Below are 16,290 nucleotides of genomic sequence, written 5' to 3'. Positions count from 1 at the left end.
CCGCCAGACGAGATTCCGTTACGGCAACTGGTCTGCCGTGGCGGGAATGAAGACAGACCAGGGAGGAAGCCAATGTTGAAGACGATCACGCTCGCCGGCGCCGTGACGGCGCTTGCCCTAAGCAGCGCACCATCTTTCGCCAAGGAGCTCAAATCGATCGGCGTCTCGCTCGGTTCGATGGGTAATCCGTTCTTCGTCGCGCTGTCGAAGGGCGCCGAGTTCGAGGCCAAAAAGACCAACCCCAATGTGAAGATCACGACGGTCGGCTTCGAATACGACCTCGGCAAGCAGGTGACCCAGATCGACAATTTCATCGCCGCCGGCGTCGACCTGATCCTGTTGAACCCCGGCGATCCCAAGGCGATCGGGCCGGCGATCAAGAAGGCGCAGGCGGCAGGCATCGTCGTCGTTGCGGTCGACACCGCGGCCGATGGCGCCGATGCTACCGTGACCACGAACAACGTGCAGGCCGGCGAGATCTCCTGCCAGTACATCGTCGACAAATTGGGCGGCAAGGGCGATGTCATCATCGAGAACGGGCCGCAGGTCTCCGCCGTGATCGACCGTGTCGTCGGCTGCAAGAACGTCTTGTCGAAGAACGCCGGCATCAAGGTGTTGTCGAGCGACCAGGACGGCAAGGGCTCGCGCGAAGGTGGCCTCACCGTCGCGCAGGGCTATCTGACCCGCTTCCCCAAGATCGACGCCATCTTCGCCATCAACGATCCGCAGGCGATCGGTACCGACCTTGCGGCGCGCCAGCAAAACCGCACCGGCATCGTCATCACCGCGGTCGACGGCGCGCCCGATATCGAGGCCGCGCTCAAGGACCCCGCGGCGCTGCAGATCCAGGCTTCCGCCTCGCAGGATCCGTTCTTCATGGCACGGCGGGCCGTGCAGGTCGGTGTCGGCATTCTCAACGGCCAGAAGCCGGCTTCGACGGTCGAGCTGCTGCCGTCCAAGCTCGTGACCAGGGACAATGTCGCCCAGTACAAGGGCTGGACCTCGGACCGTTCTCAGTAGAACGCGATCCCTGCGAGGAGCGCTCGACATACGCGATGCCGGACGGCGTTGATCCACGCCGTCCGTCATGGCGAATGTCGCGCAGCGCCGTGAAGACGAGAGATGCCGTCCGCGCGTAGCGCGCCGGTTGATTCAGCAGGCGGTATTTGGACTCGTGCGCGGCGACAAGACGGCCGATGGAAGTCTGCTCGCGAAGGCGCGAGTCTTGGGTTGGACACGCGATCCGTCGATCACCTCGAGCTGGCCGCAGCGATTCAACGTGTGCAGCTTCCGGCCGGGCCATGCCGGTCCGGGCCTCAGCGAGTGGCGGACGACCTGCTTGAACGTCGTCGGCGAGAGTTCGACGATTTCCGCCAGGGCGAGCGCCGCGCCGTATCCGTCGCTGCAATCTTGGATCGGTCGCCACAATCGGTCGTTGATCGTGACGAAATTCCCCGCCGGCCGCGCGCTCGCGCGGTCGATCAGGACCGGATTGCTGGCGTGCGGCAACCAGGGACCCATGAGGTGCTCGGCGTAATAGATCGCCAGCGAATCCGAATACCCGCCCGTGCCGTCGCGCCAGGCGCCAAACAGGTAATTCAGGCCGTTGTGCCGCATGATCGTCGCGTCGGCCAGTTCGAATCCCGAAAGCAGCGTCGCGTGCCGCTCCCATTTGTCCGGAAACCGAACGCATTTGTAGAGGGCGACGTCGCCGTTGAGCGAGCTCTCCGGGATCATCCACAATGCACCGTCGTCCTCGATCAGGAACGGATAGGAGAGGTGCCAGGGCTCCTCCAGCACGGGTACGGCGGCTCCGACCGGGCCGGCCTCGTCGAACTCTATCGCGGAAATGATGCCCTTGCCGACCCGGTGGTCGAGATCTTCAAAGAAGACGAATGTTCGTCCCTGCCACGTGATGGGGAAAGGATCGGCGTAGAAGTGATTTCCGGGATCGGCAAGCACGTTCCAGCCTGGTCCTGACAGATCTCCGGTCTGCCAGACGCCTGCGCCCTTGTTGAAGCGCCATCCGACATGCCAATGCGGGGCATAGCAGCAGAGGCGGTAGATCTCCTTGGCGATCGATATCGCGAGGCCGCGCGCGACATAGGCCGCCGGACGCCGTCCAATTCTCCCTGCGGCGGGGCGCGCCAGCTGCGGCACAATTCGCGGCCGTCCCGACAGGATTGCCGCCACCATGGTCAGGGTTCGCGCCATGACCGTTTCGAGCGCACCGCTCAAGCCGGCTGCGATCTCTCCGGAGGGATGGCCGCGGTCGAGGACTGCACCGTCGACCTCGTTGACGATGTCGATCACCGGCAGGTCGCCGGCGAGAATGGCGGCGAGCGCGGCGTTTTCGCCGGCGGCTCCGTTGAACAGCGGGCGGAGATACAGCCGGGCCGAGCTGCCGGGATCCCGCGCGGCGCCGGTGAAATCGACGATCACGTCGGCCGCGCCGGTTCGCGCCTGCATCCGTTCCGGATCGATCTTCAGCCTGTCGGCGCCGCCAGGCTTGCCCTTCTGCAACACCAGACGTTCGAGCGCGAACAGCGCGTCGAGACCTGTGGGCCGTGGCTCTGCCGTTGCCGTCCATGCGATCTGAACCGGCACATCCCGGCCGTCGATCGACAGCGTCTCGCGGTCCATCCACCGCCGCGCCTGCTCAATTTCGCAACGAAACTCGATAATCATGTCGAGCCGATCCGTTTCAATGCGTCCGGTCAAATGACCTGGCCGAGAATTTGAACGTATTCCTCCACCATGGCGTCCACCGAATAGCGCAGCTTCAGGCCTTTGGCGTTTCGTCGCAGTTCATCGCTCAGCTGCTGGTCCGACAGGAGCATGGAGACGGCGGCCGACAGCTTGGTATGATCGGAAGCATCGACGAACAGCGCCGTCGGTTTTCCTTCGTAGGACAGCACCTCGCGCAAGACGGGCAGATCGGTGACGACCGAAGGAACGCCCGCGTTCGCGGCCTCGACAGCGGCCAGACCAAAGGTTTCGGCCTGTGTCGGAAAGACGAACACGTCGAGACAGGCGAGAAACTCCGCCATCTGGTGCGGGGTGATCTCGCCGAGCAGATGCAGCCGGTCCGCGACTTTCAAGTCATCCGCCAACTGCCGCAGCCGGGATTCGTCGGCGCCCTGGCCCGCCAGCGCGAGGTGCCAGGACGGTTGATCCGGCAACAGGCGTATCGCCGCATCGAGCCGCTTGTGCGGGTGCAGTCTTGCGGCGCAGCCGAGCAGGACGCGATCCGGCGGCAGGTTGAATTTCCGGCGCGCAGCTTCCTTCGGCAGGGTGAGGGCCTTGTCGTCGAAGCCGTGCGGGACATGCACCATGCGCGACCGATAGGCCTTCGGATAGTGCGAATACTCGCGCTGCATGTCCAGCGAGTTGAGCGTGATGAGGTCGAAGAAGCCGAGGCTGCCCATGAAGATGTCGGCCGTACGGACCGGCCAGCTCATCGCCAGCGCGGATGACACCTGGTTGGCGATGACGGGCGCGCGGCAGACGAGGCGCGCGACGCCGGCGCCGATGACGTTGCCGAAATGCTGAAACGTCAGGACGGCGTCGGGCCTGGTTGTCCTGATATGGCGGCCGAGCGTCCACAGCATCCGGAGCAGGGCCAGCGGACTTCCCGGCCGGCTCGAGGCGCAGTAGATCGTATCGGGCGGCTCGTCGAACGAGTCCGACTTGCGGAAGAAGAACAGATTGGTGACCCGGTGGCCGCGGGCGGTCAGGCCGGCGCCGAGCAGCCGGGAGATCTCCTGCGCGCCGGCGTTCTCGGCCTGGGTCTGCACGAGAAGGACGTGCAGCTTTCGGCCGCTGCCGCCCGGTGGCGGGAGGGCTGTCGCAGTCGTCTCGCTCAACGCCTTGTTTGGCTGGTAATGGAGCACGGATCCCGACCCGCTGAAGAAACGAAATGTTCACCTTCTTGGCCCCGTACCTACCATGCGGACACCGCGTGAACACCGACTAGCAACAAACGGAGTTAATGCGCGGTCTGACGGACGGCAGCGTTCACGACGGAATTCCGCTGGTTCCACACGAAGGGAAGCGAGCGCGTCAACCATTCGATCCTGGTCGCGCAAGCAGCGGATCACCGCCAATTTAACCATGGATATTTAAGTATTGCCGAGCCGGGCAATTGCCCGATTGACTCGATGTCTATTCGCCGGAGTCCGCGCCGCGGACCGCGTAGGCGCCGCGCTTGGATGCCGACAAGCGCAAAAGTCCCAGAATTGAAGGATCGACCCCGGTTCGCTGCCGGCAGAGGATGTTGAGGGCGATGGTTGCGAGCGCCAGCGACACGGTGGCCGAGATTGCTGCGCCGAGCACGCCGAGCCAGGGAATGAGGACGAGGAATCCGACCAGCCTCAGCGCCACGTTGGCGGCGACGACGGGGACGTACTCGCGCTCATAGCCGGTCAGCTGCAATATCGCCGCAGATGGGCCGCCCGCCGCCTGGAAGGCCGTTCCGATCGCGAGCACGATCAGAACCCAGTGCTGCGCGGCGAAATGAGGCCCGAACAGGTTGAGGAGATGGGGGCCGCCGATCCAGATCAGCAGCAGCCCGCTGACCACGCACAACGCGGTCACTTCCGCCATGAGCCGCAACGTTCGCTCGAATTCCTGGTGGTTCTTGCTGAAATACAGCGAGGGCAGCCGCCGTGCGCCGAAACTGTACAGCGCGGCCGACAGCATGGCGAAGATGTTGGCCAGGCGCGAAGCGGCGAAGTAAATTCCGGCGGTTGCCGGATCCAGCATCCAGTAGACGAGGATCACGTCGAAATACTGGTTCGCGGCTTCGAGGATGGACGCGACCCAGAAATGAAGCGCGCTCGATCTCCAGCGGGACGTCTCGGAACGCACCGCCGTGCCGCGGAAATCCGGCAGAGCTCGCGTGATCGCGATGAGCTGTGCGACCAGGCCGACTGACATGGCAATCGTCATCACGGCGATCAATTCGGCGGGATCGAGCTGCCGATGGCCGAACATGATCGCGAACAGAAACATCACGACGCTGACCCGCCAGAAGAACTCCCTGTTTCCTTCTCCCATGAGAATGCTGACCAGCGAGCGCGCGATCTGGCTGCCAAGCATCAGTCCCGCATTCACGGCGGTATAGGCCGATACCGCGAGTACCAGCAGCCACCCGTCGCCTCTCATGCTCGCCACGATCGCGATCGCGCCGATCGCGATCAGCATCGCGACGAAGGAAATCCTGAGGCTCGATAGCAGCACGCCTTTGGTAAGATCGGGCTGATTTCCTACCCGATACTCGTTCAGAAATCGCACCAGCAGCGATTCCTGTCCGACCAGTCCCACGACCGCTGCCATCTGGGCCACCGAAAGCCAGGTCGCGAAGATGCCGAACCCGTCGGGCGACATCGTTCGTGCCGCCAGCGAGAACAACGCAAACGCGAGCGCGCCGCTACCAACCTTGAGCAGGATGGTTCCGGCAACACCGCGCGTCACGTCGCGCCGCATGAACTGGACGATGGATTCAATCATGGAAGTTTAAGGGGTAACTCCCCCCGAAGAGACATTTTCCGATACGGCCGTCAGCCTAGCATGCCGAAAAACCGCGAGTGTTAATGGGCGTCCTCCAGGACCTTGCTGATCGCGAAGACGTCGGGGCCGCGCCGGTTGCTTCACTATGGAACATCGCTGTCCCCATTGTGCCAGATCGAGCAAAGCCCGGCCGGATCGTTTGGCGGCATAGCGTCGCATCGACGGCCGATAAAGCGGAGAACAGCCGTTCGAGCGCGGATTGTCTCACCGGGAATCGCCGCCGACTTGCGGAACCGAAATTTACCGACCCATCCCGGGCAAGTCGCGTGCCGGACGTCGCCGAGATGGCCGGGCCTCCGCTTCATTAACCGAGATATCGAGAAATGATCGCGTTTGGTCCTGCGATGCGAGATCAGGCGAGGGAATTGCACGGCAACCATCGTTGACCGTGGGAGCTGAACCATGACGGCGGATAGAAACGTGACCGAGCCCATTGCCGCAGCGAGCGCTTCGACGATCGTTGCCGACATCGCGATCGTCGGAGGCGGCCTTGCGGGCTCGCTCGCGGCGGCCGTGCTCGCGCGGGCGGGGAATCGCGTTGCCCTGATCGACAAGCGCGCGGTCTATCCGGACGAGTTTCGGGTCGAGAAAATCGGCGGTCATCAGCTTGAGCTGTTCCGCAGGCTGGGCTTCATCCAGGGCCTCGCGAGCGCCGGCTGCTCGTACGGGCGTGTGCTCAATATCAGGGAAGGCAAGGTGGTCGATGTCAGCATCGGCCAGGCCTACGGGCTTCCTTATGCCGATCTCGTGGCCATGGCGCGCGGCCAGCTGCCTGATCCTGCCAGCCTGATCGTCGACGAGGTCACTGCGGTCGCCTGTAGCGACGATTTGCAGCATCTCGAGCTCGCTTCGGGACGGTATGTCACGGCACGCCTCGTCGTTCTGGCCACCGGTATGGCCGGCGTTCTCGGCTACAAGCTCGGCATCAAGCGGCGCGTGCTGGCCGAGCGCCATTCGGTCTCGTTCGGATTCACGATTGCCCACAGGGACGGCGCGCCGTTCGATTTCGAGGCGCTGACCTGTTACGGCCAGCGCACGGCGGACGGCGTCGATTATCTCAGCCTGTTTCCCGTGCGTGCTGGCATGCGCGCAAATCTCTTCATGTTCCGCGACCCGACCGATCCGATCATGCGCGAGCTGCGTCGTGATACGGAAGCGACGGTGCTGCGCCTGCTGCCGGGATTGCAGCCCTATCTCGGCGATTTCCGCGTGACCGACCAGGTTCGGAATTGGGTGATGGACCTGTCCGTCGTCGAAGGACATCTCCAGCCCGGCGTCGTGCTGATCGGCGATGCGTTCCAGACCAACTGCCCGGCCGCCGGCACGGGTGTCGCCCGCCTGCTGGTCGACGTCGAACGCCTCTGCAACGAACATGCGCCGCGTTGGCTCATGACCGAGGGCATGAGCCGTCAGAAGATTTCGGAATTCTATTCCGATCCCGACAAGATCGCGGCAGACCAGCAGTCACTGAAGATGGCTCGCTTCCGCCAGGCTCTGACGTCCCGCAACGATATCGGCTGGGACGTGCGGCGGCGGCTCCACTTCCTGCGGCGCAGTATCACCCACCGGGTCGATCAAATGCGGCCGGGCTGGCTCGCGCAGGTTCGAAGCGCGCTCCGCGCCTGAGTACTGCAAGCCTGAGCGCCGCACGTGTCGGCGCCTCGCGCCGGTCAGCGCGTGGGCGTTGAGGTGCGGGTCGACAGGAGCCTGAACTCCGACACTCGCTTGGCGGCCAGCTTGAGCCACGGGGCCTGTTTCAGGGCGAACAGGGATAGGGCGCCTGCCGTGCTGCCGGCCTGCGTGACCGCCCACATCGGCGACGGCTGCGCGCCGAACAGTTTCTTGTACGGCTCGTCTCCAATGGTGAAATCGAGCATCCGATCACCGCGTTCGATGCAATCCTTCGCCACATGTTCGAACATCTGCGCGCCGAGGGACTGGCTCTTGTATCCGGCAATGTCGAAGGCGCTCATGATGACGAGGAAGCTGCCTTGATGGCAGAGTCCGAGCACGGCGGCGATCACGTCGCCGTCCATCTTCATGGCGTAGAGCCGGACGAAGGAGCCGAGACCGCGGAGCGCCATCTCGGAGTAGAATGCGTAATATTCAGGGCGCTGGAGCAGATCTCCATCGCCGTGTGCCTGAAAGCGCGGACCGCGAAATTTCCTCATCACGTCCAACGCCTCGAGCACGGACGTGCTGTCGTTGCAGCATGAAAAGCTCAGTGCGCCCTTCTTCTGGAGCTGCCGGGATTTCTTTGCGAGCTCCTTCTGATAGGAGCGATCCAGCGCGCTGGCGCGCCAGGTCTCGAACGGCGCGACGAGAACGGTCGCGTAGGCATTGGAGTCCATCGCGACGCGGCGGGGCGCGGCCAGGAGATTCTCGATCGGGAGCCGTCCGTCGGGCAGCTTGGTCATCCGCAGCAGGTCGAACGGGCGGACGAGGTACCGAATCTCCGCGCACGCATTCTCATCCCTGAGAAGCTCGGAAAATACCTGTGGGCTGCACACCGGCGCGAGGTAGTCGGAGACGCGGAGGTCGGCGAATTCGACGGTCCGTATCGGACCGCGCCGGACCCGCAGCAACGGCAGCACCATCGCAAGGGCGCCGGTCGGGCGGCGGCGGACGACGACAACCAGAGGGGTTGCCCCGGCATGAGACGCAAGTCTGGTGTAGAGGCTATCCAGCCAGAGCGGATGCTGGAACGCTGTGGCGGCCGAGTTGTCGAACAGCTCCGCGTAGTCCGGCGACAGAAAGTCGAACCTCTCCTCGATGGTGATGTCGAACGTGCTGCTGGGTCTGTTCATGTGCAACCAGGGAAAATTAAACAAGCCGCGGGAAGGTCGATCGTGCCGCATCTGCGCTTTATAGCAGGGTCGTTACGGGCGAGACACCGGCAGCGTGCGATTTGCATTAATGCACCGAACCAGCTTCGTATCGTTACCAAACCGTTAAACTTCGCGCGCGAGCGGGCTCGCGCCGGAAAGACCGGCCGCGCTGGCAGGTTATTAACCGCGGCGCTCGTCTTCGAGGTGTTGAACGAGCCTGGATTGGGGCCGTCCGGAGACGAGGCCAACTGCCGCCGATTTCAGGAAGATGGGAGTCTGGGCGAAGAAAGAGCAGTGCTCCATTTATCTCGGCGAGTTCGGAGTGTACGAGCGTGCGCCATCCGACAGTCGCCGGCGGCATTTGTCTTTGGCGGCGAGAAGCGCCGACAGGCCCGGCCGGTCATGGGCGGAATATCCCTGCTTTGGTCGGGCGGACACCGCATAGGGACGGCCGGCGCGTCTGATCGATCTGCCTGCGGCCCAAGATTCCTGTTGTTCATCGACTCCGGCGCCTCTAGCATCCGGCCAAAAATACGCGTCGAGAAGCGTTGCACCGGGAGGACATGATGCGCTGCATTCGTGCATTGCTGGTCGTTGCGTGCGCGTTCGGCTCTGTGCCGGCCCTGTTGGGTACGCCGGCAGTTGCGCAAGGCCTTCCGCAGAACATTCCGCGGAAGGAGCTGCTGATCCTGGAAAACCCCGAAGGAACCGTCAAGAACGCGGGCTGGTTCAACATCTGGACGATCAATGCCGGATCGCAGTCCAACGGGCTGCAACAGGCCGCGCTCGACACGCTATGGTACATCGATCCCGAGAGCGGCCTTGACGGGGTCTGGGACAATTCGCTGGCGTCCGACAAGCCGCAATACAACGCCGACTTCACCGAAATGACGGTCAAGCTCCGCAGCGGTATCTTCTGGAGCGACGGTGTCGAATTCACCGCCGACGACGTCGTTTCGACGGTGACGACGCAGATCAAAAATCCCGCCATGCGCTTCAGCGCGGTGCTGGCGAGCAACGTGGCGTCCGTTGACGCGCCTGACGCTCATACGGTCGTTTTCAAGCTCAAGAAACCCAATTCGCGTTTTCACGCCAACTTCACCGTGCGCTGGGGCGCGGTGTGGATCCTGCCCAAGCACGTGTTCGACAAGGTGGACGATCCGGTCAAATTCGACTTCAACAAGCCGATCTCTCTCGGCGCCTATGTCCTGCACAGCTATGATCCCGACGGCAAATGGTACATCTGGCAGCTTCGTGAGGATTGGCAGCGCACCACGCTTGCGCGCTTTGGCAAGCCGGGTCCGAAGTATCTCGCCTATGTCGACCCCGGACCGCCCGAGAAGCGGGTGATCGCGCAGCTCAATCACGAGCTCGACGTGATCCACGATATTGCGCCGGAAGGCATGTTTGCGCTGGCCAAGCAAAGCAGGACGACGCGGGCCTGGTTCAAGGGCTTTCCCTATGGCCACCCCGATCCGACGCTTCCCGCCGTGATCTTCAACACCCAGAACGAGAATTTCAAGAACCCGGACGTGCGATGGGCGCTGGCGCTGCTGATCGACATCAAGGCCGTGGCGATGGCCGCATATCGCGGGGCCGCCACCATATCGGCGATCGGCGTACCGCCGACCGGAACACATCCGGCGACCTATCACGGGCCGATGGGAGAATGGCTCGGGGCTTTCGAGATCGACACCGGCAAGCGCAGGATCAAGCCCTATGACCCGACGATTGGCAAGCAGATTGCCGATATGCTGCGGCCTGCTATGGGCGACCAGATTCCATCGGGGCCTGCGGAAATCGCCAGGGCGTTCGGCATGGGCTGGTGGAAGACCGATCCACAGGCGGCGCAGGAGCTTCTCGAGAAGGCGGGCTTCAGCAAGCGGGGTGGCGCGTGGCTCACGCCGGACGGCAAGCCCTTCAGCGTCCGTGTCATGGTCGAAGGCGATTTGCGTCCGGTGATGACCCGCGCCGGGACGATGATCGTTCAGCTCTGGAAGCAGGCGGGCATCGACGCCAGGATCGACGTCGCGCAGGGGACGCTGCCCACGCGACGCGCGGCCGGCGATTTCGACACCTTCATCGGCTGGAGCGTCGAAACCTGGGGCGGTCATCAGGACCTGTCCTACTTCCTCGACAGCTGGCATTCGCAGTTCGTCGCCGAGCCGGGCAAGCCGCAGCCGCTGCGCAACTGGCAGCGCTGGTCCAATCCCGCGCTCGATGGGATCATCGAGCAGATCCGAACCGTCGGATTCGACGATCCGAAATCGATCGAGCTTGGCAAGGAATACGTCAAGCTCGCCGTGAAGGAGATGCCGACCATCCCGCTGATGGCCTACAACGTCTTCACCGCAATGGATCAGACCTACTGGACCGGCTTTCCGACCTCGGAAAACCCCTACACCAACCCGGTGCCGAACTGGGGCAATTCGCGCTACATGTTCGTCAAGCTGAAGCCGGCAAATTAGGACGCGATGACACCAGAGCGCCCGCATCTTTCGCGTCCGTCCGAACGATGTCGGGCATCACCGGTGCCGCCATGAGCGGATACCTCGCCTATGTCGGCCGGCGGCTTGGCCAGTTTCTGCTCGTGGTTTTCATCGGCATCAACATCGCCTATGTCGTCACCCACGCTTCGCCGGTCGATCCCGTCGAGCAGTCGATCTCGGCCGTGACCTCCTACGGCAGCACCGCGCCGGAGGCGATCGAGCAGATGCGCAATTCCCTGCGCGAGCTCTACGGTCTCGGCGGCAACCCCGTCGAGCAATACTTCCAGTTCTGGAAGCGGATCCTGCGCGCCGATTTCGGTCCTTCGCTGTCGGCATTTCCGACCCCCGTCGGAACCCTGATCGGGCGCGCGCTGCCCTGGACCGTGGGACTGCTTGCAGTATCGACCATCGTGGCCTGGGGGCTCGGAAACCTGCTGGGCGGACTTGCCGGCTACTACCGCCAGAGCCGCGGCCTCAAGCTGATGGGGGTGATCGCGATGGGCCTGCATCCGATCCCTTATTACATTCTGGCGATGCTGCTGCTGATCGTGTTCGGCTTCCTTTGGCCGGTGCTGCCGATCTCCGGCGGATCGGCGATGAACCTGCCGCAGACATTGACGCCCGAATTCGTCCTGAGCGTGCTGCGGCACGCCATCCTGCCCGCGCTCTCCCTGATCCTGATCGGCGTGGGAAGCTGGTTTCTCGGCATGCGCGCCTTGGTGTCGAACGTGCTGGCCGAAGACTTCGTCGTCTATGCCGAGCTCGCCGGCGTCAGGCCCTGGCGCATCCTGACAGCCTACGTGATGCGCAACGCGCTGGTGCCGCAGGTGACGGGGCTCGCGATGTCGCTGGGCGGAATCTTCAACGGCGCCGTGATCACCGAAAAAGTGTTCGGCTATCCCGGTCTCGGCTCGCTCCTGGTCGATGCCGTCTATGCCGGAGATTACGGGCTCGTCCTCGGTGTCACCACCATTTCGATTCTCGGCGTGTCGATCGGCGTGCTCGCCATCGATCTTCTCTATCCACTGCTCGATCCGAGGGTGAAGATCAGCTGATGAGCGTCCTGCTGCGCGACCTGCTGCGCCACAGCCCCGAATTCCGGATCGGGGCGGTGCTGGTCGGATTCGTTCTGCTGCTATCCGCGCTGGCGAGCTTCTCGCCTTATCCACCGGAGAGCGTGTATGTGGTTCCGCCCGATCTGCCGCCATCGCTGGTCTACTGGTTCGGCACCACGTCGCGTGGCCAGGACGTGTTCTGGCAATTGAGCTTCGCGATCCGAAATACGCTGATGTTCGGATGCACGGTCGCGCTGGTCAGCCGCCTGCTCGCGCTCGTGGTCGGGCTCGTCAGCGGCTACAAGGGAGGCTGGATCGACCGCGCCCTGATGTCGGTGAACGACAGCTTCATCGTCATTCCGCTGCTGCCGATCCTGGTGCTGTTCTATTTCATGATGCGCGACCGCATCTCCTGGCTGATGCTGGCCCTGATCATGGCCTGTTTCGGCTGGGCCTACGACGCGCGGCTGATCCGTTCCGTGGTCATGAGCCTGAAGGCGCGCGAATTCACCCAGACCTGCCTGTTCTCCGGAATGAGCACGCGGGAAATCCTGACCCGGGAGCATCTGCCTTATGTCATGCCGATCGTGTTCTCCACGACCATGAACAACATGGTCTGGTCGATCGGGCTCGAGGTGACGCTCGCGGTGCTCGGCTTTACCGACATCAACACGCCGACGATCGGCGGCATGATCTACTGGGCCAACCAGCATACGGCGATGGTAGCCGGAATCTGGTGGTGGATCGCTTTTCCCACCGTCACGGTGATCATGGCGTTCATCGGGCTGTTCCTGCTCGCGGTATCGGCGAACGCCTATATCGATCCACGGAGCCGCCTCTGGGGTACCGGAGGGGCCCCGTGATGCAAGCCGACGCCCTGCCACCGCTCGCCCAACAGCAACAGCCGATCCTCCGGGTTCGCGACCTGCATGCCCATTACAGGACCAGCCATATCGGCGTCGGACGCGGCGTCAAAGCGGTCGACGGCGTCAGCTTCGCGGTTCGCCGCGGTGAGGTCTACGGGCTCGCCGGCGAGTCCAGTTCCGGAAAGACCACGCTGATCAAGAGCATCGCAGGCGCGATCAGGCCGCCGCTCGAGATTGTGGCCGGCAGCGTGGAGTTCGCGTTCCTGCCGGGCCATGGCGGACTGCATCGCGCGCCGCGCGCGGAGCTGGCGCGGATCCGCTGGCGGCATCTGTCCTATATCATGCAGGGCTCGATGAGCGTGCTCAACCCGGTTCGCCGTGTCGAAGCCGCCTTCGTCGATTTCGCATATCCGCATATCGGCGGCAGCCGGGAGCAGTTTAAGCGGCAGGTGATCGCTCATCTGGCGCGCGTGAGGCTGGATCCTTCGGTGCTGGCCGCGTTTCCGCACGAGCTGTCCGGGGGCATGCGCCAACGCGCAACGCTTGCCCTTGCAACGATCTGCCGCCCCGATTTCATCATTGCCGACGAGCCCACGACCGCGCTGGATGTGGTGGTGCAGAAGCAGGTGCTCGGCATGATGCGTGGCATCCAGCGCGAGACCGGCTCCTCGGTCCTGCTCGTCACGCATGATATGGGCGTGCACGCGCACGTCACCGACCGCCTCGCCATCATGTATGCCGGGCGCCTCGTGGAGGAGGCCGCAACCGCGAGGATTTTCCGCAAGCCGCTGCACCCTTATACCAGGCATCTCATTTCCAGCCTGCCGCGGATCGGGGACGAGGCAGCTCGCGAGGGACTTGGCGGCTCCCCGCCCAATCTCGCCGATCCTCCGTCCGGATGCCGCTTCCATGCCCGCTGCCCCATCGCAACCGAAATCTGCAGGCGCGAGGTCCCCGCCATGCTGGAGGTCGACACCGGGCATCGCGTTGCCTGCTTTGCCGTCGACCGGGGTGGCCAGGCATGAGCGATCTGCTCCTCGACGTCTGCGAGGTCAGCAAGACCTTCGTCCGGGGTGGGCTGTTGTCGCGGCAGAGGATTGCGGCGGTGAACGAGGTGAGCTTCCACCTCGTCGCCAGGCGGCCGGAGATCCTGGCGATCATCGGTGAATCCGGCAGCGGCAAGACGACGCTTGCGCGGATGATCCTGAACGTGGAGGCGCCGACCAGCGGTAAGCTGATGCTCGACGGCATCGACCTTGCCGCCATCAGCGGCAGCGCCGGTCGCATGGCCTTCATGCGCAAGGTGCAGCCGATCTTTCAGAATCCATTTGAATCCTTCAACCCGCTCAAGCGGCTCGACCGCTATCTGTTCATGACGCTGCGGCGGTTTTCGGGTGGGGCCGGCGGACCGGCAGCCGAAACGGTCGTCGATGACGCGTTGCACAAAGTCGGCCTCTCGCTCGCGGAGGTGCGCCACCGATACCCGCACGAGCTGTCCGGCGGACAGCTGCAAAGGGTTGCAATCGCCCGCGCCATGCTGGCCGAGCCGAAACTGATCGTCGCGGACGAGCCGGTATCTATGATCGATGCGTCGCTGCGCATATCCATCGTCAATCTCTTCAAGAGGCTGCGGGACGATCTTGGGATATCCATCATCTATGTCACGCACGATCTGGCGACGGCCTATTACATCAGCGATCGAATCCTGATCATGGAGAAAGGCAGGGTCGTCGAAAGTGGCGATGCGAGAACGGTGCTGAATGCGCCGCAGCATCCCTATACGCGCCAATTGCGCGAAGCCGTGCTATTACCTGAGGTCGCCGACGCCGCTCCAGACCTGCCTCCCAGCATGAACGATCTCACCAGCACCGGGGCACCCGAGAGAAGACCATGAGGAAAGCCAGCGTCCTGATCGACCGCGATTTCGCCATCGGTCGCACCGATCCTCGCTTGTTCGGTGCGTTCGTCGAACATCTGGGCCGATGCGTCTATGGCGGCATTTACGAGCCCGGCCATCCGACCGCGGACGAGAAGGGTTTTCGAAAGGACGTGCTTGCGCTGGTGAAGGAGCTCGGCCCGACGCTCATCCGATACCCCGGCGGCAATTTCGTCTCGGGATACAATTGGGAGGACGGCGTCGGTCCGCCGAAGACGCGACCGGTGCGGCTGGACCTTGCATGGTTCAGCACCGAGCCGAACAGCTTCGGCACTAATGAATTCATGGATTGGTGCAGGGCGGCCGCCGTCGAGCCGATGATGGCGGTCAATCTAGGCACGCGCGGCGGCGATGCTGCGCGCAACCTGGTCGAATATTGCAATCATCCGGGCGGAACGGCCTGGTCGGATCTGCGCCGTGCGCACGGCTGGGACAAGCCGCATGACGTCAAGCTGTGGTGCCTCGGCAACGAAATGGACGGGCCCTGGCAGATGGAGCACAAGAGCGCCGCGGCTTACGGCGCGGTCGCCTGCGAAGCGGCGAAGATGATGCGCTGGGTGGATCCGACCATCGCGCTTGCGGCTTGCGGTTCGTCGGGGCGCAACATGCCGACATTCGGCCAGTGGGAGGATACGGTCCTCGAGCACACCTTCGACCACGTCGACTACATTTCGCTCCATACCTATCTCAACAACTACAAGCAGGACACGGCATCCTTTCTCGCAAGCGCCGACCTGATGGACAGCTTCATCGACGAGGTCGTCGCCCTGGCCGATGCGGTCGCGGCCAAGCGGCGCTCCGGCAAGCGTCTCATGTTGAGCTTCGACGAATGGAACGTCTGGTATCGAACGCGCCGCAACCGCGCCGACCGGGTGAAGGAGGGCTGGCCGGTGGCACCGCCGATCCTCGAGGAAATCTACACGATGGAGGACGCACTTGCGTTCGGCGGCGCCTGCATTTCCCTGCTTAATCATGCCGATCGGGTCAAGGTCGCCTGCCTCGCGCAACTCGTCAACGTCATCGCACCGATCATGACCGAGACGGGCGGAGGCGCGTGGCGCCAGACCATCTTCTTTCCTTTCGCGCATATGAGCCGGTTCGGCCGCGGCCGCGTTTTGCGCACGCAGGTCGAGTCGGAGACCTACGATTCATCCTACTACGATCCCCGCGGCACCCAGGACCAGGTCTTTGCGATACCGAACGTGCCATATCTCAAGATCGCGGCGGTCGCGCAGGACGGCGGCGGCCTGTCGCTGTTTCTGCTCAATCGGGATCTGAAGCAGGAGATCGAGGTCAGTGTCACGGCCAGAGGTTTCGCCCTGCTCTCGGTGGGCGAGCGTCTTGAACTCCGGCACGATGATCTCAAGGCAACGAATACCAGGAATGCGCCGGGCAGGATCAATCCGGCGCCGTTGCAGAGCGTGGCCCTCGATGGCGAACGGTTGCAGGCAACCCTCAAGCCGGCGTCGTGGAACGTCATCCACCTGACGGCAAGCTGAGCGATACGCTACGAAGCCGCCGGAGGGGGCGCCAATCGCCGGGCTC

At 63.5% G+C, this 16,290-nt stretch carries 12 protein-coding genes; 8 read left to right on the top strand and 4 right to left on the bottom strand.

The window, feature by feature from the left end; all coding sequences use genetic code 11:
* Positions 1 to 72 precede the first annotated feature (72 nt).
* Positions 73 to 1,020, top strand: coding sequence for an ABC transporter substrate-binding protein (locus tag NR187_RS08535; RefSeq protein WP_211383127.1), 948 nt, complete (start codon positions 73 to 75; stop codon positions 1,018 to 1,020).
* A gap of 132 nt (positions 1,021 to 1,152) precedes the next feature.
* On the opposite strand, the gene NR187_RS08530 is transcribed toward NR187_RS08535, so the two are convergent.
* From NR187_RS08530 to NR187_RS08520, 3 genes are all read right to left on the bottom strand, one after another.
* On the bottom strand, positions 1,153 to 2,688 hold the full coding sequence (locus NR187_RS08530) for a hypothetical protein (protein WP_211383128.1): 1,536 nt from the start codon (positions 2,686 to 2,688) through the stop codon (positions 1,153 to 1,155).
* A gap of 29 nt (positions 2,689 to 2,717) precedes the next feature.
* Positions 2,718 to 3,893 (bottom strand): glycosyltransferase family 4 protein, encoded by a 1,176-nt coding sequence (locus NR187_RS08525; protein WP_211383129.1) that lies wholly within the window; start codon positions 3,891 to 3,893, stop codon positions 2,718 to 2,720.
* Between the two features lie 271 nt (positions 3,894 to 4,164).
* Positions 4,165 to 5,511 (bottom strand): lipopolysaccharide biosynthesis protein, encoded by a 1,347-nt coding sequence (locus tag NR187_RS08520; RefSeq protein ID WP_211383130.1) that lies wholly within the window; start codon positions 5,509 to 5,511, stop codon positions 4,165 to 4,167.
* Positions 5,512 to 5,973: 462 nt separating this feature from the next.
* Between NR187_RS08520 and NR187_RS08515 the strand changes: the two genes are divergently transcribed.
* Positions 5,974 to 7,197 carry an NAD(P)/FAD-dependent oxidoreductase gene (locus NR187_RS08515; protein WP_211383131.1) on the top strand — a complete coding sequence of 408 codons (1,224 nt, stop codon included), beginning with the start codon at positions 5,974 to 5,976 and terminating at the stop codon, positions 7,195 to 7,197.
* Positions 7,198 to 7,241: 44 nt separating this feature from the next.
* Here the strand turns inward: NR187_RS08515 and NR187_RS08510 are convergent, their stop codons facing one another.
* Positions 7,242 to 8,378 carry a GNAT family N-acetyltransferase gene (locus NR187_RS08510; protein ID WP_211383132.1) on the bottom strand — a complete coding sequence of 379 codons (1,137 nt, stop codon included), beginning with the start codon at positions 8,376 to 8,378 and terminating at the stop codon, positions 7,242 to 7,244.
* A gap of 587 nt (positions 8,379 to 8,965) precedes the next feature.
* On the opposite strand from NR187_RS08510, the gene NR187_RS08505 reads away from it, so the two are divergent.
* The 6 genes from NR187_RS08505 to NR187_RS08480 all read left to right on the top strand — a co-directional run bounded on the left by NR187_RS08505 (position 8,966) and on the right by NR187_RS08480 (position 16,244).
* Complete coding sequence (locus NR187_RS08505) at positions 8,966 to 10,867, top strand: ABC transporter substrate-binding protein (protein ID WP_211383133.1); 1,902 nt, start codon at positions 8,966 to 8,968, stop codon at positions 10,865 to 10,867.
* Between the two features lie 71 nt (positions 10,868 to 10,938).
* The gene (locus NR187_RS08500) at positions 10,939 to 11,943 is read left to right on the top strand and encodes an ABC transporter permease (protein ID WP_211383134.1); all 1,005 of its coding nucleotides are present in this window, start codon (positions 10,939 to 10,941) and stop codon (positions 11,941 to 11,943) included.
* Positions 11,943 to 12,806, top strand: coding sequence for an ABC transporter permease (locus NR187_RS08495; RefSeq protein ID WP_211383135.1), 864 nt, complete (start codon positions 11,943 to 11,945; stop codon positions 12,804 to 12,806). Before NR187_RS08500 ends, NR187_RS08495 begins: the two co-directional genes overlap by 1 nt.
* Positions 12,806 to 13,834 (top strand): ABC transporter ATP-binding protein, encoded by a 1,029-nt coding sequence (locus tag NR187_RS08490; RefSeq protein WP_211383544.1) that lies wholly within the window; start codon positions 12,806 to 12,808, stop codon positions 13,832 to 13,834. Before NR187_RS08495 ends, NR187_RS08490 begins: the two co-directional genes overlap by 1 nt.
* Positions 13,835 to 13,914: 80 nt before the next feature.
* Complete coding sequence (locus NR187_RS08485) at positions 13,915 to 14,703, top strand: ABC transporter ATP-binding protein (RefSeq protein ID WP_372702980.1); 789 nt, start codon at positions 13,915 to 13,917, stop codon at positions 14,701 to 14,703.
* Positions 14,700 to 16,244, top strand: coding sequence for an alpha-N-arabinofuranosidase (locus NR187_RS08480; RefSeq protein WP_256806255.1), 1,545 nt, complete (start codon positions 14,700 to 14,702; stop codon positions 16,242 to 16,244). The genes NR187_RS08485 and NR187_RS08480 overlap by 4 nt, the downstream gene beginning before the upstream one ends.
* Positions 16,245 to 16,290: the final 46 nt, after the last annotated feature.

This window comes from Bradyrhizobium sp. Bra64, from assembly GCF_024519875.1.
GTDB lineage: Bacteria > Pseudomonadota > Alphaproteobacteria > Rhizobiales > Xanthobacteraceae > Bradyrhizobium > Bradyrhizobium japonicum_G.
This window is presented reverse-complemented; position numbering and strand designations above follow the sequence as displayed.

Bases quoted from the DNA above. Each gene is read 5' to 3' on its own strand.
- NR187_RS08535 (WP_211383127.1), top strand. From the start codon at position 73: ATGTTGAAGACGATCACGCTCGCCGGCGCCGTGACGGCGCTTGCCCTA.
- NR187_RS08530 (WP_211383128.1), bottom strand. From the start codon at position 2,688: ATGATTATCGAGTTTCGTTGCGAAATTGAGCAGGCGCGGCGGTGGATG.
- NR187_RS08520 (WP_211383130.1), bottom strand. From the start codon at position 5,511: ATGATTGAATCCATCGTCCAGTTCATGCGGCGCGACGTGACGCGCGGT.
- NR187_RS08515 (WP_211383131.1), top strand. From the start codon at position 5,974: ATGACGGCGGATAGAAACGTGACCGAGCCCATTGCCGCAGCGAGCGCT.
- NR187_RS08510 (WP_211383132.1), bottom strand. From the start codon at position 8,378: ATGAACAGACCCAGCAGCACGTTCGACATCACCATCGAGGAGAGGTTC.
- NR187_RS08505 (WP_211383133.1), top strand. From the start codon at position 8,966: ATGCGCTGCATTCGTGCATTGCTGGTCGTTGCGTGCGCGTTCGGCTCT.
- NR187_RS08500 (WP_211383134.1), top strand. From the start codon at position 10,939: ATGAGCGGATACCTCGCCTATGTCGGCCGGCGGCTTGGCCAGTTTCTG.
- NR187_RS08495 (WP_211383135.1), top strand. From the start codon at position 11,943: ATGAGCGTCCTGCTGCGCGACCTGCTGCGCCACAGCCCCGAATTCCGG.
- NR187_RS08490 (WP_211383544.1), top strand. From the start codon at position 12,806: ATGCAAGCCGACGCCCTGCCACCGCTCGCCCAACAGCAACAGCCGATC.
- NR187_RS08480 (WP_256806255.1), top strand. From the start codon at position 14,700: ATGAGGAAAGCCAGCGTCCTGATCGACCGCGATTTCGCCATCGGTCGC.